This window comes from Psychrobacter jeotgali (assembly GCF_904846315.1).
Lineage (GTDB): Bacteria > Pseudomonadota > Gammaproteobacteria > Pseudomonadales > Moraxellaceae > Psychrobacter > Psychrobacter jeotgali.
In genome coordinates this window covers 2,248,901-2,273,752 of sequence record NZ_CAJHAF010000001.1, presented here as the reverse complement: position 1 = coordinate 2,273,752, position 24,852 = coordinate 2,248,901, and the positions used below count along the sequence as shown (strand labels likewise).

20 protein-coding genes and 1 tRNA gene are annotated in these 24,852 nt (G+C 42.3%); 8 read left to right on the top strand and 13 right to left on the bottom strand.

The window, feature by feature from the left end:
• Positions 1–81: 81 nt before the first annotated feature.
• The 6 genes from glmU to hisF form a co-directional block, all read right to left on the bottom strand.
• The gene (gene glmU / locus JMX18_RS09370; RefSeq protein ID WP_201587157.1) at positions 82–1,464 is read right to left on the bottom strand and encodes a bifunctional UDP-N-acetylglucosamine diphosphorylase/glucosamine-1-phosphate N-acetyltransferase GlmU; all 1,383 of its coding nucleotides are present in this window, start codon (positions 1,462–1,464) and stop codon (positions 82–84) included.
• Positions 1,465–1,624: 160 nt separating this feature from the next.
• Positions 1,625–2,224, bottom strand: a complete 600-nt coding sequence (locus JMX18_RS09365) for a phosphatidylglycerophosphatase A family protein (protein WP_201587156.1) — start codon at positions 2,222–2,224, stop codon at positions 1,625–1,627.
• 3 nt (positions 2,225–2,227) lie between these two features.
• The gene (thiL, locus tag JMX18_RS09360) at positions 2,228–3,265 is read right to left on the bottom strand and encodes a thiamine-phosphate kinase (protein ID WP_201587155.1); all 1,038 of its coding nucleotides are present in this window, start codon (positions 3,263–3,265) and stop codon (positions 2,228–2,230) included.
• Between the two features lie 90 nt (positions 3,266–3,355).
• Positions 3,356–4,198, bottom strand: coding sequence for a transcription antitermination factor NusB (nusB, locus tag JMX18_RS09355; RefSeq protein WP_227674621.1), 843 nt, complete (start codon positions 4,196–4,198; stop codon positions 3,356–3,358).
• A 181-nt stretch (positions 4,199–4,379) separates the two neighbouring features.
• Complete coding sequence (gene ribH, locus JMX18_RS09350) at positions 4,380–4,901, bottom strand: 6,7-dimethyl-8-ribityllumazine synthase (protein ID WP_201587154.1); 522 nt, start codon at positions 4,899–4,901, stop codon at positions 4,380–4,382.
• Between the two features lie 271 nt (positions 4,902–5,172).
• Positions 5,173–5,958 (bottom strand): imidazole glycerol phosphate synthase subunit HisF, encoded by a 786-nt coding sequence (gene hisF / locus JMX18_RS09345; RefSeq protein ID WP_201587153.1) that lies wholly within the window; start codon positions 5,956–5,958, stop codon positions 5,173–5,175.
• Positions 5,959–6,136: 178 nt separating this feature from the next.
• Between hisF and JMX18_RS09340 the strand changes: the two genes are divergently transcribed.
• The 3 genes from JMX18_RS09340 (at position 6,137) to JMX18_RS09330 (ending at position 8,835) form a co-directional block, all read left to right on the top strand.
• The gene (locus JMX18_RS09340) at positions 6,137–7,309 is read left to right on the top strand and encodes a homoserine kinase (RefSeq protein ID WP_201587152.1); all 1,173 of its coding nucleotides are present in this window, start codon (positions 6,137–6,139) and stop codon (positions 7,307–7,309) included.
• A gap of 275 nt (positions 7,310–7,584) precedes the next feature.
• Positions 7,585–7,884 (top strand): hypothetical protein, encoded by a 300-nt coding sequence (locus tag JMX18_RS09335; protein WP_201587151.1) that lies wholly within the window; start codon positions 7,585–7,587, stop codon positions 7,882–7,884.
• A 42-nt stretch (positions 7,885–7,926) separates the two neighbouring features.
• On the top strand, positions 7,927–8,835 hold the full coding sequence (locus JMX18_RS09330) for a class II glutamine amidotransferase (protein WP_201587149.1): 909 nt from the start codon (positions 7,927–7,929) through the stop codon (positions 8,833–8,835).
• Here the strand turns inward: JMX18_RS09330 and JMX18_RS09325 are convergent.
• The gene (locus JMX18_RS09325; protein WP_201587147.1) at positions 8,832–9,389 is read right to left on the bottom strand and encodes a YchJ family protein; all 558 of its coding nucleotides are present in this window, start codon (positions 9,387–9,389) and stop codon (positions 8,832–8,834) included. The two genes, JMX18_RS09330 and JMX18_RS09325, sit on opposite strands and share 4 nt — an antisense overlap.
• 102 nt (positions 9,390–9,491) lie before the next feature.
• Positions 9,492–10,205, bottom strand: a complete 714-nt coding sequence (locus tag JMX18_RS09320) for a metal-dependent hydrolase (protein ID WP_201587145.1) — start codon at positions 10,203–10,205, stop codon at positions 9,492–9,494.
• Positions 10,206–10,349: 144 nt separating this feature from the next.
• Between JMX18_RS09320 and JMX18_RS09315 the strand changes: the two genes are divergently transcribed.
• Together JMX18_RS09315 and acnA are read left to right on the top strand one after the other, a co-directional pair.
• Complete coding sequence (locus JMX18_RS09315) at positions 10,350–11,351, top strand: DUF3025 domain-containing protein (RefSeq protein WP_201587142.1); 1,002 nt, start codon at positions 10,350–10,352, stop codon at positions 11,349–11,351.
• Positions 11,352–11,666: 315 nt separating this feature from the next.
• On the top strand, positions 11,667–14,453 hold the full coding sequence (gene acnA / locus JMX18_RS09310) for an aconitate hydratase AcnA (RefSeq protein WP_201587140.1): 2,787 nt from the start codon (positions 11,667–11,669) through the stop codon (positions 14,451–14,453).
• A gap of 211 nt (positions 14,454–14,664) precedes the next feature.
• Here the strand turns inward: acnA and JMX18_RS09305 are convergent, their stop codons facing one another.
• Positions 14,665–18,561, bottom strand: coding sequence for an esterase/lipase family protein (locus JMX18_RS09305; protein WP_201587138.1), 3,897 nt, complete (start codon positions 18,559–18,561; stop codon positions 14,665–14,667).
• A gap of 291 nt (positions 18,562–18,852) precedes the next feature.
• On the opposite strand from JMX18_RS09305, the gene JMX18_RS09300 reads away from it, so the two are divergent.
• Positions 18,853–19,977: a Fic family protein gene (locus JMX18_RS09300; protein ID WP_201587136.1), complete on the top strand. Its 1,125-nt coding sequence runs from the start codon at positions 18,853–18,855 to the stop codon at positions 19,975–19,977.
• 11 nt (positions 19,978–19,988) lie between these two features.
• Here JMX18_RS09300 and JMX18_RS09295 read toward each other — a convergent pair whose 3' ends face one another.
• A complete protein-coding gene (locus JMX18_RS09295; protein WP_201587134.1) occupies positions 19,989–20,339 on the bottom strand; it encodes a glutaredoxin family protein in 351 nt (116 codons plus the stop codon).
• A gap of 255 nt (positions 20,340–20,594) precedes the next feature.
• On the opposite strand from JMX18_RS09295, the gene JMX18_RS09290 reads away from it, so the two are divergent.
• Positions 20,595–21,143 (top strand): rhodanese-like domain-containing protein, encoded by a 549-nt coding sequence (locus JMX18_RS09290; protein ID WP_201587133.1) that lies wholly within the window; start codon positions 20,595–20,597, stop codon positions 21,141–21,143.
• Between the two features lie 121 nt (positions 21,144–21,264).
• Here JMX18_RS09290 and JMX18_RS09285 read toward each other — a convergent pair whose 3' ends face one another.
• Positions 21,265–21,918: a LysE family translocator gene (locus tag JMX18_RS09285; RefSeq protein WP_201587131.1), complete on the bottom strand. Its 654-nt coding sequence runs from the start codon at positions 21,916–21,918 to the stop codon at positions 21,265–21,267.
• 236 nt (positions 21,919–22,154) lie between these two features.
• On the opposite strand from JMX18_RS09285, the gene JMX18_RS09280 reads away from it, so the two are divergent.
• The gene (locus tag JMX18_RS09280; RefSeq protein WP_201587129.1) at positions 22,155–23,048 is read left to right on the top strand and encodes a DMT family transporter; all 894 of its coding nucleotides are present in this window, start codon (positions 22,155–22,157) and stop codon (positions 23,046–23,048) included.
• Between the two features lie 124 nt (positions 23,049–23,172).
• On the opposite strand, the gene JMX18_RS09275 is transcribed toward JMX18_RS09280, so the two are convergent.
• A complete protein-coding gene (locus tag JMX18_RS09275) occupies positions 23,173–24,213 on the bottom strand; it encodes a hypothetical protein (protein WP_201587127.1) in 1,041 nt (346 codons plus the stop codon).
• Positions 24,214–24,638: 425 nt separating this feature from the next.
• Positions 24,639–24,714, bottom strand: a tRNA-Glu gene (locus tag JMX18_RS09270).
• Positions 24,715–24,852 lie beyond the last annotated feature (138 nt).

The window sequence follows — 24,852 nt, the reverse complement described above, 5'->3', positions numbered from 1 at the left end:
GCAGCACTGCAATGATTATCGCTGTGCTGCTTAAAGTGTTTTATTCAATGCTAATCAAAAACTGTCTAAATAAAAAGGTCATTACTTCTGTTTTTTCTGGGGGCGCTGATAGCCCTCTTTTTGTACTTGGCGTGCACGGCCAAACGCTAATGCATTAGTATCGACATCTTTAGTGATAACCGAACCAGCTGCAATGGTGGCGGTATCATGAAGAGTGACTGGCGCTACAAGGCTTGAGTTTGAACCAACAAAAACATTATCACCGATAGTAGTCTGATACTTATTAACCCCATCGTAATTACAGGTAATAGTCCCAGCACCAATATTGACGTCGGCACCGATGGTGGCATCACCAATGTAGCTTAAATGATTCACCTTACTGCCATGACCAATCACTGATTTTTTGATCTCGACAAAGTTGCCGACCTTAGTATTATCAGACAAAACCGTATCGGGGCGTAAATGAGCAAATGGTCCAACATCGACACCAGCGCCAACCTGTGCCTGATCAATGACACAATGAGACTTGATATGACAAGCATTGCCGATTTGCGCATTTTTAATGACACAGCCCGCTTCGATATAGACATTATCGCCTAAGACACAATCGCCCTCAAATACCACATTGACGTCCACAAATACGTCTTGGCCTGCGCTTAAAGTGCCACGAATATCGACACGTTTAGGATCTGCAAATTGCACACCCGCTTCTTGCAGGTCAGCGACTAACTTAGCTTGCCAAGAGCGCTCTAAGCTTGCCAGTTGTTGGCGATTATTGACCCCTTCGATCTCAAAATCATAGTCCGGTTCAATAGCGGCAATAGTAATACCGTCAGCCACCGCCATTTTGACAATATCAGTCAGATAATATTCGTTTTGGGCGTTATCGTTGGACAGTTTGGGTAAATATTTATGCAAAAGGGCATTATCGACACAATAGATACCACTATTGATTTCAGTGATCTGTTGCTCGGTAGCGCTGGCATCTTTTTGTTCAACAATAGCTTCAATATTGCCACCAGCATCACGTTTGATACGACCAAGCCCAAATGGATTATCTACGGTCAAGGTCAACATTGACATGCCGTCGGTATTGGCCGCTTGTAGATTGGCTAAAGTCTGCGCACTGACCAATGGCACATCGCCATATAGAATCAAGCTTTGCCCTTCTTTTGGCAGCTCATTAAGAGTAACTTTTACCGCATGACCGGTCCCTAGCTGTTCAGTTTGCTCTACCCAAGTAATAGACATATCAGCGTAATGATTGCTAATTACTGATTGAACTTGGTCGCCGCCAAAGCCGTAAACCACCACCGTATTATCAACGGTAAGGTTATGACAGGTCTCAAGAACATGACCAAGCAGCGTTTTGCTGGCTAAAGTTTGCAATACTTTGGGCTTAGCCGATTGCATACGAGTGCCTTTACCGGCCGCAAGAATAATGACAGATAGGGATTTTTTCATATGAGCTCTATAAATGTAACAAAATATAATAAATTATAGCGTAAATGACAGGCTAACAGAAACGGTATGTCGTGCCCTCTTTGTAAACTAAATATAGCTTGAAGTAACTATAAGCAATAAATACTATATTTAATAAATGTAGTCTGAGCAAAAGATACGGTTAGTCTGCAAAATAAAAAATAGCCGTGTAAATAATTACCCAAACGACTGCCGCCATAATGCCGGCAATAATATCGTCAAGCATAATACCTAAACCGCCAGCGACCTTTTTATCAGCCCAGCCAATAGGGGGCGGCTTAATGATATCGAAGAAGCGAAACAATATAAAGGCGATGATTAAGGCAAAGATAGAAAAAGGTTGGGCGATGTTTTGCCAAAAATTGCCATTAGCGATGCCCATATATGACAACGGCAGCAAAGTAATCCAAATACCTGCCCACTCATCCCAAACAATATGCGGATCATCATGGACTTGCATCAGCTCGGACGCCCGGCCGCATATCCACACGCCGATAATAGAAGACAAGATAGTCACCATTAAAAAAGGCACAAAGCCTAAACTTAATAAAGGTATCGCCACAATCAAGCCACCAACTGTGCCCCAAGTACCAGGAGCACGGCGAGGGAGGCCGCTACCTAAACCAAGCGCTAACCAATAAATAATACCATCGAATACATTGGCATTAGCAGGCAGGGGCGGACAGTCATTAGCTTTACTAATATCAGGTTTATGATGGTTTTTAGGAGCATTATCAGTCATGGGCTAACCTATAAAATGTTGATAACCCATAAGCTTGGGTAAAGTGTTAAAAGGCGCAGGCTGCATTTGGGTTACTGCTTGCCCTTGATAAAATAGTTGCGGACACCCATCAGCCTCGTCCTTATCGTCAGTCAATGTCACCACTTCACCAATGCAGGTCACAGGAGTATCAGCGTTATCAAAGGGCGGCTCGATGCCGGCTGGCAGGGTAAAAGCCAGCTCATAGTCATCACCACCGGTCAGTTGATGGATTAATCTTTGGGACAAATCGATAGTTGATAGGGGCTGACTGGTAGGCAGATGCTCAAGATTGAGGCGCATAGCAACGGCGCTTTGTTGGCAGATATGTCCCAAGTCCTGATAAAGACCGTCGGAGATATCTATCATGGCGCTAGCACCAAGTTTTGCGAGTGTTGCGCCTAGGGTGATACGCGGAGTTGGCATGTGCAGTCGATGGACTAACGTTCGTCCAATCTCATCATCGGGGTGCTGTAGAGCGTAAGCGGCATCACCGAGCGTTCCTGACACATAAACCTTGTCGCCAACTTGGGCGCCTGAGCGGTAAACGGCTGGCGTGTCTGCACTGAGAAAGCCTTGCGCACTAACGCTCAAGACCAAAGTGTCATTGCGAGTAGTATCACCGCCGATCAGCGTAACCCCGAATAATTTGCAGGCATGAAATAAACCTTGAGCAAAGGCGCTAAGCCACTGCTCAGTCGCTAGGCGCTCAGGAAGTGCTAATGCCAATAAAATACTGTGCGGCGTTGCGCCCATAGCGGCGATATCTGAGACGTTTACCGCTACGGCTTTATAACCGATCTGGAAGGCTAAATCGTTAACTTGATCCCAATCGGCGCTAAAGTGGCGTCCTTGCACTAGCGTATCTATACAACTGACCAAGCGTGCGCCTGCTGGCAGCGCCATAACTGACGCATCATCGCCGATCGCTTTTTCTATACCAGCCGCTTTGCTAGCCGTTATAAAAGCAGGATCATTTTGTAGCTGGGAGAATATTTGCTCAATCAGTTCAAACTCATTCATAGCTAGTCTTAGTTTTTACCTTTCATATCCATACTGATATAAGTACTGTTTATATAAGTACTGTTTATATAAGTACTGTTTATATAATTACTATTTATCACTGTTGTCTGTTGGCACAGTATCAGCAGCAGAATCAGTAACAGTGCTCTGTTTATTGGCATCGGCTTTATTAGGACGATTGCGTTTAACGTTGGTTTTGTTAGCGCTAATACGCGGTTTGGTTGAAGCGGTTGGTTTATCTGGCGTTGGTTCAGGCTGGCTGTTAGCATTATCTTGCGTATCGTTTGTAGCATTGGCCTGCTTAGCTGCTGCTTTTTGTGATGTACGTAAGTTAGCCTTGGTATCTGCTTGTACTTCTATAGCACGTACCTCAATAGCCATTCTATCGAGTACCGCATTGATCAGTTTATGGGCGTCGGTGGCACCAAAATGATTATTGAGCTTCATGGCTTCGTCAAGCACCACTTTATAAGGAATCTCAAGACGATTTTGTAGCTCATAAGCCCCGATAAGCAAAATGGCATGTTCAACGGTATCAAGCTTATCGATACCACGGTCTAAATGCTGCGCAATGAGTGCATCTAGCGCATCGATCTGCTCTGGAATATCGCGCATCATTTCGTGATAATAACCGATATGAACCGTATGCATAGCGTTGGTTGCCCGTGTGCGTGCTGCAATATCGTGCGGTGCATTATCTTTCCAACCCAGCTTGCCATCTAGATCGAAACGGCGGTCAGTAACCAGCCATTCATATAAGCCTTGCATAGCAAAACGCCGTGCCTTACGCACAGCCGTGTGACTGGTCTTGTAAGAAGATTCACTCATGTCGAAGTGTTGTTCATCAGCACTCATGCTCGCTTTATCAGTGGTCGTAGCATCGGTTTGTGCCGTTTTCGCAGCGTTAATAGCACGCTTGAGTTGGTCAGTCATAGAGGGTCAATACCTAAATTTTAAATAACAATGTTATATGAGGTGTCATAAGATAAGAGAGGTTAAATAGTAATCGACTGTCGGCTTTGACAGTTAAGTTTTGTGCATTGACGCTGTAAGCAGCAGCCTCAGCGCCAAGATTAATTCGTACAATAAAAGATTAATAGATTAATAGCTAAAATTAATCTTCATCGCTATCGTCATCAATATCTAATTGCGACAATACCGCTAGCATCTCGAGCACCACCATCGCCGCTTCTGAGCCTTTATTGCCGGCTTTAGTCCCTGCACGCTCAATCGCTTGCTCGATGCTATCGGTGGTCAATACGCCATTAGCAACCGGGATATTATAATCGGTGGCGACATTGCTCAAGCCCTTGGCAGATTCGCTGGCGACAAAGTCAAAATGTGGCGTGCTGCCACGGATAATCGCGCCTAAGGCAATAATAGCATCAAAACGGTCAGACTCTGCGGCACGCTGAGCAACCAGTGGTAGTTCATAAGCGCCGGGTACCCGAACGACGGTAATATTGCTACCCAAAACGCCATGACGAAGTAGCGCATCAATAGCACCATCTACTAATGATTCCACTACAAAACCGTTAAAACGCCCAACAACGATACCGATACGAACCTCTTCATTTTGGTGCAGATTACCATCGATATGAGTGACGTCATTGCGCTGCTGTTGTAAATTTGACATGAGAAGATCCTTTGATTGGTTAATGAATAATTAAAATTATTGTTTGATTGAAATTTGATTAAAAATAGAATAAATACCTAACTCTCAACTGGCATGAACGATCATCTAGTCAAGATACAATGCTGTGGCTTTAGCCCAGCATTTTGCTTTTGCAAAGCTTCAATGTTGCAAAGCTGGGTGAAAAACCTAGCCTACGACAACTAAACGAGCTAAAATAAGTAGTTGACTATGATAGCATTTTTTCTAGATAAGTTTTTACTTTAGCGCCCTATTACAGACGCATGGTGATACCTTGAGCGGCCATGTATTCTTTGGCTTCCATCACCGTGTGCTCACCAAAGTGGAAAATACTGGCGGCCAGCACCGCATCAGCGCCGCCTTTGAGGACGCCATCGGCTAAATGCTGCAAATTACCCACACCGCCCGAAGCAATAACCGGTATGTTTACTTGGCTGGTAATGGCTTGCATCAGTGCCAAATCATAGCCCTTTTTAGTGCCATCACCATCCATTGAAGTGACTAGTAATTCGCCAGCGCCCAAGTCGGCCATTTTTACTGCCCAAGCCACCGCATCAATGCCCGTGGGCTTACGGCCGCCATGAGTGAAAATCTCCCAACGCGGCTGTACCTCACCAGTGCCATCATCGATATCATCCACACGTTTGGCATCGATAGCGACGACGATACATTGGCTACCAAATTTCTGCGCTGCTTCTCCAACGAACTCTGGGGTAAATACTGCCGCCGAGTTAATCGCTACTTTATCCGCGCCAGCATTGAGCAGGTTACGAATATCAGCAATTTTGCGCACGCCGCCGCCAACGGTTAGTGGCACAAATACGGTCTCAGCGATACGCTCAACCATGTGATAAGTGGTCTCGCGTGCATCACTGGTAGCGGTGATGTCCAAAAAGGTAATCTCATCTGCGCCTTGCTCATTGTAGCGTTTGGCGACTTCTACCGGGTCGCCGGCGTCTTTTATATCGATAAAATTAACGCCTTTGACTACGCGTCCATTATCGACGTCCAAACAAGGTATGATACGCTTTGCTAACATAGGGGGTTTCACCTTATAATCAATTCATTCATAAGCGCTAGTTTAGCAAAATCACTAGCATATCAGGCGGGTTTTAGTAAGATTAATACGTTTTTTGTGAAAGTCTGCTGGTATGTGGTGTCATTATTGCCATTAACGTTTAAATTTACCTCTGTTTACTTGTCATAAGTGAGATGTTATGTCCGTCTATACCCAGTTAACTAATGATCAATTTGCTACCTTTTGCCAAAGCTATGGGGTGTCTTTTGCCCGAGCTATTCCGATTACTCAAGGTATCAAAAACTCTAACTGGTTTATTCAGACAACCGATGACGCCGAGGGTGACTACTCTTATGTTTTTACCTTATATGAAGAGCGTCCGCCTGCTGATGTGGCAAAAATGGCGGTTATTCTGAGTCAATTGGATGGCAAATTGCCCGTTGCCGCCCCGCTGGCTCTTATTGATTCAGAGGCTACTAATACGACCAATAATAGCGACAAACGCTACGTTATTCATTATGAAGATAAAGGCATCACTTTAGTACCCTGTCTAGCAGGCGCGCACCCCAAACAGACCACGCAAGCAATGTGTCACGAGATTGGAGCGGCATTAGCTATGTTGCATGAGAATCTGCAAGACTTGCAGCCAGCAGAGGATTACGGCGTACCTCTTTATCCATGGGGTGAGGTGCGTGACCGTGAAATACAGTTTATGCCAAGCGACGAAGCCAAACTAATGCGCGATATTTGGCAATCTTATAATGATCTGCCATTAGAGCGCTTACCCAAAGGACTGTGTCACTTGGATATGTTCGCTGATAATACCTTGTGGGACTTGACTGAGGGTAAAGAAAAATTAACCGGATTATTGGACTTCACCGAGGTCAGCGTTGAGCACTATGTGATGGATATTGCCATTACTATTAATGACTTTTGTACCACTTGGGGCGATGCGGAACAAGGCGAAAGAGTTCACTTCGACCGTGAAAAAATGACTGCCTTTTTGCAAGGTTATGAGTCAAAGCGGGCGCTGAATAGCGATGAAAAACGTGCTCTGCCAGTGATGCTCGCCAAAGCGGCGGTGATATTTTGGCTATTGCGCTTGAATGTCATTCATTACAACCGTACTGAAGGCCGTACGGGCGATAATATCATGGTCAAAAACCCTGATCTGATGAAACGTCTCGCCGCCTATCATTGGGCGCATGTGGAAAAAGCGCAAGATACCGTATTTGTGCTGCTAAACGCTGACCAGCAAATAAAGGGTGTTTTTAGTAGTATTTCCCAAGCTGAGCAGGCACGTGAGCGTTTAAATGACAATGCTGACAATACATTAGAGGTTAAAGAATATACACTGGATCAATGGGTTTAATCTTATTAGGCTTAAAGGTATAACTGAGTCACTTTAAAAGTGTTACAACTTAGTGCTACTGGTATTAGTTTTACTTGCGTGCTGTGTCGTTGCAGCCAGAGGCTGCGCAAAACTAATACCAGTAGCACGTGGCTAAATATGTCAGCTTTATTTAGGATTTACTATATTAAAACCTAACTTTGAATGTTCAATAGACCCTAGTTGATGGTTCATCTTGAAGCGATTAAACCACCGTTATTTCAGTATTTAATTTTTAACCTTTTAAGGATAGTCTCATGACCGATCAAGTCGATAACTGGCATAAATTGGCACGTTTCGATACCAATATGCAAGGCGAGCTGCACGCCAATTTGCTGCGCAATAATGGTATTACGGTTTCTCTACAAGCGCTAAGCGCCATTCCGGGTATGAATTCTGGTATCGTGCTATGGGTACAAGATGAAGATCTGTCTCAGGCTCAGCAGCTGTTGAATAGTAATGCTATTGACGGCGAAACCCTGTTAGAGAGTATGAGCGATGCTGAGCTGGGCATCGGGCCGGATAGTCAAGAAAAACCAGTTCCAGATGATCAATAAATCAAGACCAATAGTAAAAGCAATCAAGGCGGTAACGTATCAATGTGTCAACTCTTAGGAATGAACTGTAATACCCCAACTGATATTGGCTTTAGCTTCGCAGGCTTTCGCCAGCGCGGCGGCATGACCGATAGCCATGAAGATGGCTTTGGGATTGCCTTTTTTGAGCGCAGTGAGTGCGCTGGTGGGGATAAGGACAGCAATGATTCGACTGGTCTGCGCTTGTTTCATGATAATCGACCGAGCCACTTATCGCCAGTCGCTGATTTGGTCAATAACTATCCTATCAAAGCCATGAATGTCGTTGCCCATATTCGTAAAGCGACTCAGGGGCAGAATTGCTTAGCGAACACCCATCCGTTTGTACGTGAAGTTTGGGGCGAGCAGTGGGTGTTTGCCCATAACGGTCAGATGAATAGCGAGTTTATAAAACGTTGCCAGCGCTTGCAGGAAAATGGTAACGCCGTCCATTGTCAGCCAGTGGGCAATACGGATTCTGAAATTGCCTTTTGTTACTTGGTCAATCGGCTAAAAAGTAGCTTTAAATCGCGTCCTGATGACCAAACCCTATTTAACTTTTTAACCACGCAGTGCCGTTATTTATCCGCTAATGGGTTATTTAATTGTCTGATATCTAACGGTCGTTGGCAATTGGCTTATGCTGGCAGCTTACTGTTTTATCTGACCCGCCAAGCGCCATTCGGTGAAGCCAAGTTGGCCGATAATGATTTAGCCATTAACTTTAAAGACGTGACCACCGACACCGATAAAGTGACCATTTTAGTCACTGTGCCTTTGACTGAAAATGAAAAATGGCAACAGATAGCGGTCAATGAGTGCCTAATCTTTCAAGATGGTGAGATTATCTATAAAAACAGTCCCAGCCAGCGTAAGTTTTTAACGATTGAAGAAGGGATTTCGATTGCAAGAGCGGTTGGGGCGAGTGTTTAGGGGTACAGTCCACAACACCTTTTAAGCTTCTCCCCTGAGCCACAAAGACACGGCTGTTTCTGCGTTACGCTCATCGCTACCGTCGGATCTAAGAAATACCAACGTTTATCATTATTAGCCTGATCTTTAACTTTTACAAAGGTAGATAGCTCATGATGCGCTTGCAGTTTTTCAGCTGTATCAGAGCTATTAAAATAAGCCTTAAACTCAACCTGCGCATGGCGTTTGCCAAGCTTTGGCGTGTGTTTAATAATCTCAAGTCCTGCCCAATCTGTATCGGTTGCCCATTTTTCAATCGCTTTCATATCAAGCAGAGCTTGCTGCGCCGGTAGAGTGGTTTTGACGATATAGTCGGGCTTGACCAGCACAAAAGCACTATAGCGAGTGCGCATCAATCTTTCAGCATTTTCCGCTTTAATGGCATCCGCTTTATCAATATTGCTATGACAAAGCCCGTCATGATAAGGCTGACAGCAATCGTTATAAGATAATGGATTTTCGATAGGGGATACAGGATTGACTTGGCAAGGGCAAGTTTGGGTTGAAGGTTGCATGGTTTATCCTAAATTCCTCTTTTAGCTATCTGACAGGGTTTAATGTATCGTTGAATCACTATAAAACTGGCAATATTAGTTGTCAATTTTATTTAGAACTGACTATAGCCTGTTTTCTATCATGGTCGGTAACACTCCAAGTTTAAGCTTGGTCCAAGGCGCAGGATCTGTTATTTGCTGCCAAAACGACTCAAATGGTGGTGCAAAGTACAGCAGTAACGCAAGAATCACATACAGTAGCAGATACCACCATTTATCTTTATGCTGATAAAACTTCATCGCAGTACCCGATGAGCGCTTCATTCTCATACCCATCAAATTCACGCTGTACATCTCATCAAGCAGCAAATGCACCATCGCCCCGCCAAATAAAAACAAGCCGTAGAACCAGCTGGCGGTAAGTGAAATCTCTAATACAAAATAGCTTAGATAAGTCAAACCCAATCCCAAAATTGCCATATAAGGCACAGAATGGATAACCCCGCGATGCACGGTCATAGTGGTAAAAATATAAAACACCACGTAACGCATAAAGCCATAGCCTGCCAACCATAGCGCCATTAATGCTAATAAACTCAGCTCGCTACGCCAGTGCATTACCAGTGCAAAAGCGAATACAAAGGATGCAAGATTGAAACCAAGCTTAATCGGTGTCGAATTATCAGAATCCAAATCAGGCAACAACCCACCGATAGTGCCGAGTACCACACACATGATAAAGCCAGAATCGTCGATGAGACCGGCTTTATAAACCGTTAAACTCATTACCCCACTGACCATAAAAGCGCCGTTCAAGTGGGTATTAAAATTTGCCATAAAAACTCGTTGTAGATAATCTCTCAAAAGGCGATTTAATTTATCGCCTAGCGGCAAAAAAGCGTCCTATGATACCATAGCCAAACCAAAAAACAGTCTCGAAATAGCCGTCTACAATTTGTACTTCTAATAAAGATATTTGCTATGAACACCTCTGATCTACTTAATGACACCCAGGATAAAAATTTGTCGAATGTTAATAAAGCGCTTGACGATAGCTTTGCTAAAATAGACTGGCAAGCACCGTGGTTATGTCATTTAAGTCAGCTAAATGACTTGAGTAAAACCGTAAAACAACGGAGTGAGGTCAATCAGCAAGCAGATATTTCAGCTCATGACAATGAACCACATGAATCACTAGATACTATCGCTAAGGTTTTAAACAGCGCATTAAAGCAGCAAAGCACAGAGCAGCAAACGCTATTGCCGAGCACTAAGCCAACCAAAGAACAGCAAGCACATACGCTAAAGTTTGTCTCGCAAAATGCACTACCTGAGGGCGAGGCGTATGAGCACTTTATCGCCACTACCGGTAATATTCCGACTCGTGATAATTTGCATGACTTGTTTAACGGCAGTATTTGGCTGACCTTTCCCAAGACCAAAGCGCTACTTAATTACTATCACATGCTAGAGATTGCCCAGCAAGGTATAGGCGAGAGTCGGGGGCGGGTTCGGGATACTATTACGGTATTTGATGAGAACGGTGCCATTTTGGTCACCTCAAATCCCAGCATTGGCAAGGCATTGATTGATTTTGATTGGCAAGGAAGTTTGGTCAAGACTCGTGCTCAATGGGACGATCCAAAGCAGCCAAACTCACACGCTCAAGCTGCAGTTTATATCTTTGGGCATGCACTCATTGAGCAATTGGTACAGCCGCGCAAGCCGTTATGCGCCCATAGTGTGGTCATTAACGTGAGCCAAGACTTTTTTGCCTTATCCACATCTGAGCGCATGACGTTTTTGGACGCTACCCTTGCGGACTATATGGATGAGTTGTTGTCAAAAAATGAGGTCACACCACGCTATTTAGCACCACTGCCAATTTTAGGTGTGCCGCACTTTTGGGCGGAAAACGTTAATGCTGAGTTTTATAAGGACAGCTACGTCTTTCGGAGTGGGCGCCAGCGTAGAGCACGCTAAACCCACTAATGTCATATCACCAAGTATAGGTTCTAGTTACGATTCTGCCACCATTTGTTAACCAGTTGGCGTTAACAAAGTGAAGCTTATTTGTTATGGTAGTAGTGCGTTACTGTTAATCGCTACTCCTTTATTGATAACCTTTGTTAATAAGTAGTTATTAGTGAAGCGTTATGAATATAGTGCTTATAGTTAGTATAGCCAGTAGCATAGCGATTATCAGCATAACGAAGCAGTTGCTAAATATAGCAAGCCTAAAGCCAGCGTTATAACAATAAATTCATCACACTCCATAAATGAGATAAGGAAGCTATCATGAGTGATATTTTCAATGTAAAGGACACCATTAGTGTCGACGGCAAGGAGCATGCTTACTATAGCCTGCCCAAACTTGCTGAAAAATATGACAATATTAATACGCTACCGTACTGTATGAAAGTCGTATTAGAAAACCTATTACGTAACGAAGATGACGGTCAGTCGGTTGGTAAAAACCATATCGAAGCGGTTGCCAATTGGGATGCCGGCGCCGAAGCTTCAAAAGAGATTGCCTTCATGCCCGCCCGTGTAGTGCTACAGGATTTCACTGGGGTGCCATCGGTTGTTGATTTGGCTGCGATGCGAGATGCGGTGGTTGCGCTTGGCGGTAAAGCCGAACAAATTAACCCATTTATTCCAAGTGAGTTGGTCGTTGACCACTCGGTGCAGGTCGATGCTTATGGCCGTGAAGACGCACTTGATCTAAACGAAAAGATCGAATTTAAACGTAACAATGAGCGTTATGAGTTCCTACATTGGGGCAGAAATGCTTTTGAAAACTTTGTGGTAGTACCGCCAGCGACCGGTATTGTGCATCAAGTTAACCTTGAGTATTTAGCGCGGGTGGTGATGGCAGCAGACGTTGATGGCGAGCTCACCGCTTATCCTGACACGGTTTTCGGTACGGATAGTCATACCACCATGATTAATGGTATCGGCGTCCTTGGTTGGGGTGTCGGCGGTATCGAAGCGGAAGCAGCGATGCTAGGTCAGCCCTCATCAATGCTGATTCCACAAGTGGTCGGCTTTGAGATGACCGGTAAATTAAAAGAAGGTGTCACAGCTACCGATTTAGTATTGCGTGTGGTTGAGATGCTACGTGCACATGGTGTGGTAGGTAAGTTTGTCGAATTCTATGGTGAAGGCTTACACAGCATGCCGCTAGCGGATCGTGCTACGATTGCTAATATGTCACCAGAATATGGTGCAACCTGCGGTATCTTTCCGATCGACCAAATGGCGATTGATTACTTGCGCTTATCAGGCCGTGAAGAAGATCAGATTGAGTTGGTTGAAAAGTATGCTAAGGCACAAGGCATGTGGCATGATGCTGATACGCCAGCAGCGACTTACTCAAGTAACCTGCATTTAGACCTGTCTACGGTACAGCCAGCACTTGCCGGTCCTAATCTGCCACAGCAGCGGATCAATCTATCTGATATGCACGAAAAGTTTGGCGAAACCTTAGAAAAAATGACTAAAGATCGCAAATCAGAAGTCGAAGGCAAAGTACGCTTTGATCAAGAAGGCGGCGAACAAGAGCAAGCCGACAGACTTTATGCCAAGCCAAACGTTTTCTCTGAAGTTAATATCAATGATAAAAAACATCAATTACGCGATGGTTCAGTCGTTATTGCGGCGATTACCTCATGTACTAACACCTCAAACCCAGCAGTAATGATTGGTGCCGGACTGGTTGCTAAAAAAGCAGCGGCAAAAGGGCTGACTGCCAAGCCTTGGGTTAAAACTTCACTAGCACCAGGCTCAAAGGTTGTTACTGACTATCTTGAAAAAACTAAGCTGATGGATGAGCTAGAAAAAACAGGTTTCTATCTAGTTGGTTATGGCTGTACCACTTGTATCGGTAACTCAGGGCCACTACTTGACGCCATTGAAGATGGTATTGAAGAAAATGATCTAGTTGCTGCGGCGGTGTTATCGGGTAACCGTAACTTTGAAGGTCGTATCCACTCGCACGTTAAAGCAAGCTACTTGGCTTCACCACCATTGGTTGTTGCTTATGCATTGGCAGGTACGGTCGATATCGACTTGACGACGCAGCCACTGGGTCAAGATCAGGACGGCAATGATGTATTCCTAAAAGACATCTGGCCAACTTCTGAAGAGATTAACGAGTTGATTGCTAATAACATTGACGCTGACATGTTCCGCAAAAACTACGGTGAAGTGTTCGATGGTAGTAAAGCATGGAATGCTATTAGCTCGTCTGATAGCCAGCTGTATCCATGGGATGAAGGGTCTACTTACATCAAGAACCCACCGTTCTTTGATGGTATGACCATGGAACCAGAAGGTATCCCCGATATCGAAGGTGCTCGTATCCTAGGCTTATTCGGTGATTCAATCACTACTGACCATATCTCGCCAGCGGGTAATATAGATGCCGACTCGCCAGCCGGTAAATATTTGCAAGAGCGTGGTGTTATGGAAGCTGATTTCAATAGCTATGGCTCACGCCGTGGTAATGATGCCGTCATGACTCGTGGTACCTTTGCCAACATTCGTATCAAGAACCAAATGATGAAAGGGAAAGAAGGTGGCTATACTTACTACTTCAAAGATGACAAAGCTAAATTAGAAGATGGCGAAGAAATGGCCATCTATGACGCAGCAATGAAGTATAAAGAAGACAACCGTCCGCTAGTGGTATTAGGCGGAGCAGAGTATGGTTCGGGTTCTAGCCGTGACTGGGCAGCAAAGGGTACGATTCTGCTTGGTGTAAAAGCGGTATTGACTACCTCATTCGAGCGTATTCACCGCTCGAACCTAGTGGGCATGGGCGTGTTGCCATTGACCTTCAAAGATGGCGAGAACGCAGACACCTATAATCTTGATGGTTCAGAAGTGATTAGTATTAGTGGTCTTGATAATGGTGAGAGCAAAACCGCCAAAGTCACTGCCACTCGTGCTGACGGCTCAGAGGAAAACTTCGAAGTCAACGTTGGCTTGCAAACGCCAAAAGAGCGCGAATACGTACGTCATGGCGGGGTATTACACTATGTGTTACGTCAGCTAGCAGCTGAGAGTAAAGATGCTGCTTAATGGTTGAGTAAGAGTTAGTTTAGCATTAGAGAAAGCCCAATCTTTGTGATTGGGCTTTTTTTAAGTGGTTAAGGTGAATATACTATTTCTAATAAAGAGTTTTTGGAAAATGTGAGGTTAATGATAAGCTTTCAAAAAAAGTAACCATAACTAATGATATCACAGGCAATATCTATACTTTTTTAAGTTTAGATGAATAATTTTACAGCTATCAATAAAACCCAAAACCATGTTCTTCATCTCGCTTCGACTCTTCAGTTATTTGGCGATTAATATAAGCAATATGGTCTTTAACCCAATGCCTTACATGAATGTTTTCATGATTGAGAAGAGGAGTAAGTGCAGTTTTATCAGACTCTAAGTAAGGAACGAGTGAGCCTGACCAACCACGAGAGCTTATATTTGCTTCAAGCGAATTAGCAACCCTCTGATCCCCACCAAAATTTTCAAGCAATGTTACAAACAATTGGGTTGGCTGTAATTTGTTATTGATCGTTTCCAGAACATTTAAACAACTAGCTGTAAAAACTGGCGCAATCTCTGGATGTGCTTTGCACCAATCCATAATATTATTTACAGGTATTACAGATAGCATACTTGGTGTATTGCTTACCAAGGAATTTGTCCGACCTAAGAGTTGTTTTAGCCAATATCGCTTTCTTAAGTCTGCTTGAATAATAGCCTCGCTAAATAATGGCCAAAGCGTATCATTGTAATCATTCATTAGGCTTAGTATCAGAGGCTTGATATAGGACCATGTATCACCATGATTTAAACCATTCTCAGAATCATTTATGACTTTATTAGATAGTGCAACAGCAAATTCAGGATCATCCACATTCATAATCTTTTCGGCTAAATCGTGCCAGTGATGAATATCTACATGTATATTATTCAATTTATTATTTAAAGGTACAGTAATAATTAATTGCTTAAGCGTACAACGCAACTCTTTAATACTATCTGCATTGCTAAAGCAATACATATAGATCACATTGAGCGCTGTCCAACTTGCTTGCTCTCCCAACTTTGAAAGCTGTAAGCAGAAATTAGCTATAACATTGGGCTCTACACTATTAGTTACACTGCCATAGCTGAGAACATTCGCGCTATTTGGCGCTAATATTTCACGTTGAATGAGCTTTAATAACGTGTCTAAGTGTGCTTTATGAATATCGCCAGTTCGTATAAAATCAGGGTAAAGGTGGACTAACAAATCATCTGAAATTAATCGATCAATATTTTCTTGCCATAGTTCTGGTGACTGCTCAAAGAGTCCTCGATATAACCCTAAAATTAAACGTGAGTCAGGCTGTTCAATATTAACTAAGCATTTTAATGTCAAATCAATTATTGGAGTAATATTAGTTAAGTCGTAGGCTAGTTGATATCCAAAAGCGTAGGACTGCTTCTGCTCACCTTGCAATAATAAGCCGATATGAGGTAAAAGTTCCTCAATATTATTAGAAAGCTCTGTTGCAAGTGCTTTAGCTTTCTCCGCAGCTACATCAATGTACTGGTTATTCTCATCCTCATAATGCTCCCAAGGAGGGTTACTTACAATAATCTTTAATTTCTCTGGTAACTCAGAATCTTGAGGGCTTAACAGATATAACCAACTGTTTAGCGTATCTTTTACTTCTTGATTCATACCTTCTGAATCATACTTTAAAGTATTTTTAATACTGGTTAGAGCTGCTGGCCAATAACGACCATTGATATCTACTATCTTTTTTATCGCCGTATCCAGCATTTCAATACGACCTTGAGCAATAAAACCTCTCATTGAATGACCTATAACTGATAGAACCTTATCTTTTTGAGCATCGCCTCGTTCAAACAGAACTAACATTAAATCAAAAGCCGTGTTCCAGAAATCAAAAATTTCTTGCCATAGCTCTGGTCGCCACTCTTCAAGCGCAGCTTTAGTTCCTTGATATTCAGCACCAACTGTTCGTGTGCCTCCGTAAGTACCAATTGCTTGACTTAAAGCCTCTAGAACCACTATATCGATATTGGGTTGGTTAATATCAATAGCTTGCTTTAATATATCGAAGCGAATTTTGGGCTTTGCTTGTGTTCCAGATAGATTTACTCGAAATAACTGAGCAAACATACCGGTCGCATTGTTGCTCCAATTTTCATTTTCGGCTGATGCAAGCAGTAGCATACACCATGCTGACTTTTCAAATACATCAGCATGAAAGCACAGTTTTTCTAATCCCCAGACTAAGTTTCTTCTAGTATTTCCATCTATAGCCTCAAGCTCTTCGTGACTGCATGTAGATAAAGTATGATATAGGGCGTTGCTAGTTGATTCAGGATTTACTTCGACAAATGCGCGGAAGAGTTTCGAACCCTTCTCTGTAAGCAACGCTTCCGCTTGGACAAAAGGGCTAGCTCCTCCAAATAATTGGTCTGAAAATCGTTGAACGCTTGGCTGGCTATCAAGATATGCTACTTGCGTACAAAAGCTTTGCATGAGAGATTCAGGCATAGTATCAATTAGTTGTTGTTTGCGTTCATAAGATGCCTCTTCCCACCACTCAGACGCTAACGTCAAAGCAAGTGGCTTAGGAACTAGCCTAGCGTATCTTCCTGCACGATTTATAATCTGCCGGCGAGTGAACTCTTTTATTACTTTATCAAATGTCTTCAGGTTCCATCCAGCAACATTTTCTGCAATATACTTAGCTTCTTCACCAGCTATACCTTCTTCTGTACCAAAAACATCAAACAATGAACAAGCAGATAACATTTCTTTTTCTGCATCTGTTATACCTCCGTCACCATCGATCAGCTTTCTTACTACAGAACTACTTTCAATAGAGCCAAGTAATTGGCCTTCTTTTTGATATTGCTCAGCTATAAGTGTCGCCATCAACGGGTAGCCTTGAGCAAATTGAGCTACTCGATCAACCTCACCTGAATCCATTCCGACCAGTATTGGCAATAGAATTTGTTTTATAGAATCATTATTTAAAGGAGATAGTTTAATATGAATAGAGTTGTCTACTTGTTCATCAGAGTAACCAACAGTGACAACTTTTAGTAAGCACTCTGTTTTGTTGATTTCTTTCGTCATTTGTTCGTGCAAATTAATATTACAATTTTCAATAATAACTAGGCCATGAACGCGATCTTCAACCATTGTTCTAATACTTTCTCTAATGGTTGTATCGTATTCAGACGCATCGAAAATAAGCACACAGGAATCATCAATAGAGGTAGAGGCCTCAATAGCTTCTAGTAATAAGCGTGTTTTACCTAGCCCAGATGCGCCTGTTAACCGCACCATAGCTTGATCTAACTCTAGTGCAGTAGTAAGAGCTTCAAAATCATTTTTTCTTGCCTCATCGCTTACGTAATGGTAATTATGTTTTCTTTCTATATTTTTCCAGTCCTCAAGGTCACGAGAGGCTAGATTTCTATATCTATTAACGGAATTTTTTTTTAAAATAAATTTTTTAAATACTATATAGGATAAGGACTCTTCACTTTCAGGTTTGACGATTGTAATATGATTAACATTGTTTATAGTTTCAACTTCATGTTCTCTAAAAATACTTTTTGAGCTAGAAGAAGATACAATGTCATCATTAGCAGAGATAATGCTTAATATAACTAATGAGCTATTTAAATTACTTCTTATCCACTGGTCATTTATATCATCTAGTTCACTCGAATCTCGAGTCAAACTCTTTAAATGGCGATTTCTAAAAGAAAGATACTTTCCAACGTTAGCATAACCTGAGCCATCATGTGGAACATCAAAAAAGCATACTTTAAAAATTTTGTGGGAGGTCTGTCGATTGTGCAATAAAAGAAGGACTTTCTTTACTATAATTCCACCTAAACTGTGACCAACTAAAATTATCTCATCATTCTCTATATCAAATCGAGCTTTAATATCTGTAAGAACTCCGTCAGCAATATTTAAGATACTTGGAGCACGCTTCCAGAATTTCCATAGGCTTGGAGATTCATAACCAAGAGAAATAATATTAAAATCTATATCGTTGTCTCTTTCTAGTAAGTGTGGGAATTTCCCCCAAGTACCATCTGCAATGCCACCCAATCCGTGAACCAAGATTATTTTTTTTGCCATTTAAAGATCCATATGTAAGTAATTTGATAGTTTAAAATTAGTATACTCCGATAAACTAATTGTGATGTACAATCTCAGATTTATTATCGCCTCTAATCTTATCGAACTTTTGTAATATTAGACTGAAAAAACTATATTGTCTTTCCAAAACCACTCAATTCAAGAAGTAATCCATTTAGTCTTTCACTTTCCGCCATTTTTGAGAAACAAACCAATTTGTCTCTCAAATAGCAGCCACAATACAACTTGTGAATCAAAAAACGCTCATTTTGAGAGACAAGGTATATAAAGATGACCGATTTCAATTTAGAACACGCCGTACATTATCATTATGGCGGCTTTCCCCCTCAGTCTATCAATTATCAAGTTATTATGGACGCTATGATAGGCGCGACTGAAGCGATATCTCGCTTTGACCAAATGCTCAAAAGCATGCACAACAGTGAGATTTTGCTGGCACCACTGCGTAATCAAGAAGCGGTCATCTCTTCACGTATGGAAGGCACCATCAGTACCTTAGATGAGATTATGCAGTACGAGGCAGACTATGGTGACGGCAAAGAGCATTCGGCGCAGGTTCGTAGTGATATTATCGAAACTATTCTTTATCAACGTACGCTAAAAAATGTACAGCAGGCGATGAGCGATGGTTATCCTCTCAGCAAATCTTTGATAAAAACTATGCATGAGCAGCTATTATCAAAGGGTAGAGGCGCGAGAAAGTCACCAGGTCAGGTCAAAAACGAACAAAACTATTTGGCTGACCGTTCGAAAAAAAGTATATTGTTTGTGCCGATTAGTCCTGAAAAACTGCAAAGCGGCTTGGATGATTTGTTTGATTATATTAATAACGACTCGTCACCAATACTGCTAAAAACGGCCGTCAGTCATTTAGAGTTCGAAGCTTTGCATCCCTTTCAAGATGGCAATGGCAGAATTGGTAGAATGTTGATTACCTTAATATTATGGTCAGCACAGACGATTTCTGCGCCGCATTTTTATATCAGTGGTTATTTTGAAGAGAACAAAGATAGATATATTGATTTGATGCGAGAAGTCTCAGAGACTGGCAATTGGGATAATTGGTGCGTATTTTTTCTGGAAGCAGTTAAGGAGCAAGCCACCAATAATCTAGAGATTGCTGAGCAGATTGGTCAGCTGTATGAGACTATGAAAAGAGAGTTTAGCGATTTGCTGTCATCAAAATGGTCATTAAATGCCCTAGAGTTCATTTTTACCAATCCTGTTTTTAGGAACACTAGCTTCACTAGTAAAAGCGGTATTCCTGTCTCTACGGCAGCTAGGTTTAGTAAGGTATTAGAAGAAAATAACATTTTAAAAATAGTCGAAGAAGGCGCTGGCAGAACCTCTACGCTTTATTCCTTTGAGCCGCTGATGCAGTTGGTTCGGGTTTAAGCAATCGCAAATCACTGATTCTGCACCTGCCATTCAATCTCAGGTTTGTTATACCCTCTTATCACTTCACCATTAAATAGCATCAAGGGCACGCCGCCACCGCCTAGGCTCTCATATTGTCGAAAGCCCTCAGCCGAGCGTTCTATATCGTATTCACAGTAGTCGACATTGTGCGAGGCGAGCAACTGTCTGGTCTGCTCGCAATAGGGGCACCAGACGGTACCATACAAAACAATGTCATTGCTCGCTGATGGGTCACAGGCGACAGATTCTGGAACGACGGTACTGGCATTTATAAGGTAGATACAGGCGATTAACACAACTGCACCAAGCCCGAACGAAAATATTTTTATAAAACTCATAGACTTATCTTTACTTTTTAAACCCTTTTTCAATAAAGACTAATGATAGCATCTTAGATATTACATTTGGTTCAATCAGTAAAGTTAATCAGCCAAGTTAAATAGTTATCGGGCTCAACCTATCTAATCTGCGCAAGATTGTGATCTCTAAAATATCACCTCTCTATTGCACTCTTACTCTATTAATTGTAGGATATCTATTTATTATAATCATTAATATAATGTTATTTTAAATAATAATATATGGAGTAGGAAATGAAAGCTATTATATTGTCATTGTTGCTGCTGTTTGGGCTAAGTACTCATGCTATAGCCAAAGACGCATTATCTGTGACTCCAGAATCTGTCTGGAATATGGTGCAACAAGATGCTGATGAGATATTATTCGTTGATGTCAGAGACCCAGTGGAGATTATGTTTATCGGCTTTACCGATGCGGTCGACATCAATATTCCGTTTAGAACCGTCAAGCGCACTGAGCTCAACGAAGACAAGGCGGTTTTTGCGATGCCACTTAATCCAGACTTTGCTAATGAAGTCGAAGCCGCACTTAAAGCTAAAGGTCTAGACAAAGATGCGTTAGTGGTCACTATGTGCCGTTCGGGCTCTGCTCGTGGTAAGCCTAGCGCCGACTACTTATTGAGTCAAGGCTTTACCAACGTCAAATATGTCGATCACGGCTTTCAGGGAGATACGATAGAAGAGGGTAAGAATAAAGGCTTTCGTCTAATGAATGGCTGGCAAAACTCAGGATTGCCTTGGTCACCAAAGATGAATCCAAGTAAGATTAGCACGACTAAATAGTAAGCAGATCATTTAGATAATAAGGCTTGGATATTAAAGAAAGGATATTAAAGATAGGTTACTAAAATCTGGGATATTAAAAAAAGCCAGTTAGGATTCTTTATGGCTGATTTATGGTTATTCACCCTTTTTCAGTCAACAGTTTAATACCCAAGCCAACAAATACTATCCCGCTTATTTTGTTCAAAATGGTTTCGATAGCCGGGTTTTCTCGTAAGCGTTGACTAAACCGGGCGGCCAATAGTGCCAAACATAAACACCATATCAAGCCGGTGGTAGCGAAGGTAAGCCCTAAAATCAAAAACGATAAGGTGCTATAAGCATAGCTAGGATCAATAAACTGCGGAAAGAAAGCTAAGAAAAACAAAGCAACTTTGGGATTAAAAGTATTGGTCAATACCCCTTGCTGGTATATTTTCCCATAACTTGACGACTTAGCAGCCGTATGAGGGTTGTTTTCTGGCAAATTATTAGCTATCAGAGGCGCTGAGTTAAGGACTAACATCTTGAAGCCCAGATAGCACAAATAGGCGGCACCGATATATTTGACGATCATAAAGGCTAGGGGAGAGTTGGCCAATATTATAGACAACCCCAGCGCCGCCAGTAGCGTATGCACTAAGATGCCGGAGACAATACCCAATACAGAATAAACCCCCGCTTTTTGCCCTTGTGAGATACTACGGGTGATGATGTACATGCTATCTGTCCCGGGCGTCAGGTTCAACAACATAGCAGCGACGATAAATCCTAGATAGTTCTCAATACCAAACATAGCCAAAACTCCCTTACCTCTTTACGCCATTTCTACGCCGCAAAAGTTTTTCAGATTTGAATGTTCAACAGACCCTATAGATGATTGACACTCTAGAGGTTATTCTACTCCAGTCTTAAACACAAAAAAACACCACCCCTAAAGCGATTAAAAAGTTATCATCACCCTATTTTAATAATTGAGCACTCACCGTTTAAATGACGTAGTAGAAGCTCATTTGTCCAATAGAGTTAACAATGACCCAACGTGACCTAATAACCTTTTTTGCCCTGTCCTTTATGTGGTCGCTCTCCTTTATCTTTTACCGGGTAGGGGTGCCCGAGTTTGGCTCTATGGCTTTTGCCAGTTTGCGGGTGATATTCGCCGGCCTTACGATGCTGGTTTTTATATTGCTAAATCCAAACAATCGGCGCGGTATTAAAGCGCACTGGAAGCTGCTGACGCTGGTTGGCTTATTCTCCACCGCTATTCCTTTTGTTTTATTCTCATTTGCAGCGCAGTCGGTAAACGCTGGGGTACTAGCGGTGCTCAATGCTTCGGTACCCATGATGAGCGGCTTTATTGCCAGTACCTTTTTTAATGATAAGTTATCAAAAAAGCAGATTTTGGGCTTGATAATAGGCATTATAGGCGTAGTCATTCTCATGAGCGAGAATCTATTTAGCGGACAAAGCTCAGATTTGAGCGCAGCATTGCTACCGATGGGTTATGCCTTGTTAGGCTGTGTTGGTTATGCAACGGGCGCAAATATCACCAAGAACTATTTGCAAGAGCTCTCACCGATACCTATCACCGCCGGTTCGATTATTATTGCCAGTATGGTGATGCTCCCTATTGGGCTATATGAGTTCCCTTATGGCAAGAGTATCAGCTTACAAGCTTGGGGTTCGGTGATTTGTATCGGAGTGTTCTCTACCGCTATTGCCCTTATCTTTATGAATCAATTGATCAAAAATATTGGCCCAATGCGTGCCACCAGTATTACTTTGGTGATACCGATTTTTGCGATAATATTTGGATATATTTTATTAGGTGAGGCTTTAGATACTTTTGCGATTGTAGGCTCGGTAGTGATATTGTTCGGTACTTATTTATCTTTAAATTTATCGATAAGAAAATTAGTTAAGTGATAATTTGATCTGCTTGTTATACTAAGAGTTATCCACTGAACAGCAAAACGCCCAATCTTTTAAAGATTGGGCGTTTTGTTTATTAATAATAGCTCTTTAGCTATGGGTTATTTAACCGCTTGGTTTAGCGTACGTTGTCACCCCAAGTTACGATAGGCTTATCTAAGCGATAAGTTGTCGCTGCATTTTTAGCACCCATAGTAGCGGCGATAAAGGTTAGGATGGTACTGATTAACCAGAATAGACCAGTGTATAAAGCAGCTTTACGAGCGATATCTTCAGCTTGCTGCGCAGCCTGTTCAACCGATTGACGAGTTTGAGCGATATATTGCTCAGTTTTCATTTTATACTCGTTAAACGACTGGCTTACTTCAGTACGTACTTCAAGCGCTTGTGCTTCAGTTAGACCCTGCTGTTGTAGGCGAGTAATAAACTCAGGACCTTCTAGAGTTTGTTGGATTGATGCCATACGCTGCTTAGCATACTCATCAATGTTGCGCCAAGTGTTCATATCAGTAAAGTCTAAGTTAGCAACATCGCTCTTAGTTTCATTAACGATATTTTCTAGCACACCTGAAACCGCTGCCAGTTGCTGCTCACTTAAGTTTTGGGTGTTCTTAGCAACCATAGCGCGTACATCTTCACGGCTGATGTTGCCTGATACCCGCTGATAGGCTTCTTGAGCTTTCTGCTGGACGGTACTGTCTTGGGCTGCGGTACCTACTGCGGTAGCGCCTGCTGTTGCTACGCCGCCTGCAGTTTTAGCTACGGTACTCACCGTACCACCAACGACATTACCGGCTGATGCTAGGATACCAGTCGCACTGCTTATAGTAAAAAACGTAGTAAATAAGACGATTAAAGCGGCAGTTAACATGCCCGTTAAGTTAGCGTCTTTTGGATCGATGTCAGTGCCATCGCCGAATAAAGCTTCAGGCGCAGAGTATTTGATTGCAAAATAACCCGCCACATAAGCACTAACTAGAGCGGTAATAGCGGCATAGATACCACCAGCGATGCTGCTGCCTTTTAAATCAAAAGGTAAAAAAGAGCTTAAAACCAAAGCAATAGCAATCATCGCCATGACTACTATGAGTCCCATAACGAGGCCTGCAAGCACACCACGCCAAGAAGGGCGGCGCTGCGGCGAATAAGTAGGTAACATAGTGATTCCTTATCAAAGATTGTTTTATCATTATTTATAAAATTCTCGTATCCACTACTGCTAAGGGTTATAAGTGAGGTCCTTATTCATTGTTCTTAATTAAGAATAAATAAGTAGCAGTAATAAACATAAAACCAGCATAAGGAATAGCATGGGACATTAATAATACTATTGCGTAGTGAATCATAACCAGAGTGTATAATGCGTCAACTTATGTCACAGAATGAGCCCAATGTAAACTTGCGTGAAAGTCTCGTTAAGTTGCTTAACCCTTTATATTGATCACGAGCTACTATTTAATGCTAACCAAGTAGCAACCATAAAAAAATCCCAGTCATCATGCGATGACTGGGATTTTTTATATTGCGCTTATTAGTCTAACCTGATACTAGGTAGTAAAAGTGCTAATAACTGACGCCGAATAGTGGCGTCCCCAGGGGGATTCGAACCCCCGTTACCGCCGTGAAAGGGCGGTGTCCTAGGCCTCTAGACGATGGGGACGCATAGAGTGTTATATCTTGTTCAAATATAACGGTAGTACACAACATCAGATAGCTTAATAATAAGCGCTGCCTAGGTGCTGATGCTGACCTTTTAGCGAATCTCATTATAAAGGTTAAAATATTATAATGAATAGTA

Coding starts and splice junctions, on each gene's coding strand:
- glmU (WP_201587157.1), bottom strand. CDS start 1,464: ATGAAAAAATCCCTATCTGTCATTATTCTTGCGGCCGGTAAAGGCACT.
- JMX18_RS09365 (WP_201587156.1), bottom strand. CDS start 2,224: ATGACTGATAATGCTCCTAAAAACCATCATAAACCTGATATTAGTAAA.
- thiL (WP_201587155.1), bottom strand. CDS start 3,265: ATGAATGAGTTTGAACTGATTGAGCAAATATTCTCCCAGCTACAAAAT.
- nusB (WP_227674621.1), bottom strand. CDS start 4,198: ATGACTGACCAACTCAAGCGTGCTATTAACGCTGCGAAAACGGCACAA.
- ribH (WP_201587154.1), bottom strand. CDS start 4,901: ATGTCAAATTTACAACAGCAGCGCAATGACGTCACTCATATCGATGGT.
- hisF (WP_201587153.1), bottom strand. CDS start 5,958: ATGTTAGCAAAGCGTATCATACCTTGTTTGGACGTCGATAATGGACGC.
- JMX18_RS09340 (WP_201587152.1), top strand. CDS start 6,137: ATGTCCGTCTATACCCAGTTAACTAATGATCAATTTGCTACCTTTTGC.
- JMX18_RS09335 (WP_201587151.1), top strand. CDS start 7,585: ATGACCGATCAAGTCGATAACTGGCATAAATTGGCACGTTTCGATACC.
- JMX18_RS09330 (WP_201587149.1), top strand. CDS start 7,927: ATGTGTCAACTCTTAGGAATGAACTGTAATACCCCAACTGATATTGGC.
- JMX18_RS09325 (WP_201587147.1), bottom strand. CDS start 9,389: ATGCAACCTTCAACCCAAACTTGCCCTTGCCAAGTCAATCCTGTATCC.
- JMX18_RS09320 (WP_201587145.1), bottom strand. CDS start 10,205: ATGGCAAATTTTAATACCCACTTGAACGGCGCTTTTATGGTCAGTGGG.
- JMX18_RS09315 (WP_201587142.1), top strand. CDS start 10,350: ATGAACACCTCTGATCTACTTAATGACACCCAGGATAAAAATTTGTCG.
- acnA (WP_201587140.1), top strand. CDS start 11,667: ATGAGTGATATTTTCAATGTAAAGGACACCATTAGTGTCGACGGCAAG.
- JMX18_RS09305 (WP_201587138.1), bottom strand. CDS start 18,561: ATGGCAAAAAAAATAATCTTGGTTCACGGATTGGGTGGCATTGCAGAT.
- JMX18_RS09300 (WP_201587136.1), top strand. CDS start 18,853: ATGACCGATTTCAATTTAGAACACGCCGTACATTATCATTATGGCGGC.
- JMX18_RS09295 (WP_201587134.1), bottom strand. CDS start 20,339: ATGAGTTTTATAAAAATATTTTCGTTCGGGCTTGGTGCAGTTGTGTTA.
- JMX18_RS09290 (WP_201587133.1), top strand. CDS start 20,595: ATGAAAGCTATTATATTGTCATTGTTGCTGCTGTTTGGGCTAAGTACT.
- JMX18_RS09285 (WP_201587131.1), bottom strand. CDS start 21,918: ATGTTTGGTATTGAGAACTATCTAGGATTTATCGTCGCTGCTATGTTG.
- JMX18_RS09280 (WP_201587129.1), top strand. CDS start 22,155: ATGACCCAACGTGACCTAATAACCTTTTTTGCCCTGTCCTTTATGTGG.
- JMX18_RS09275 (WP_201587127.1), bottom strand. CDS start 24,213: ATGTTACCTACTTATTCGCCGCAGCGCCGCCCTTCTTGGCGTGGTGTG.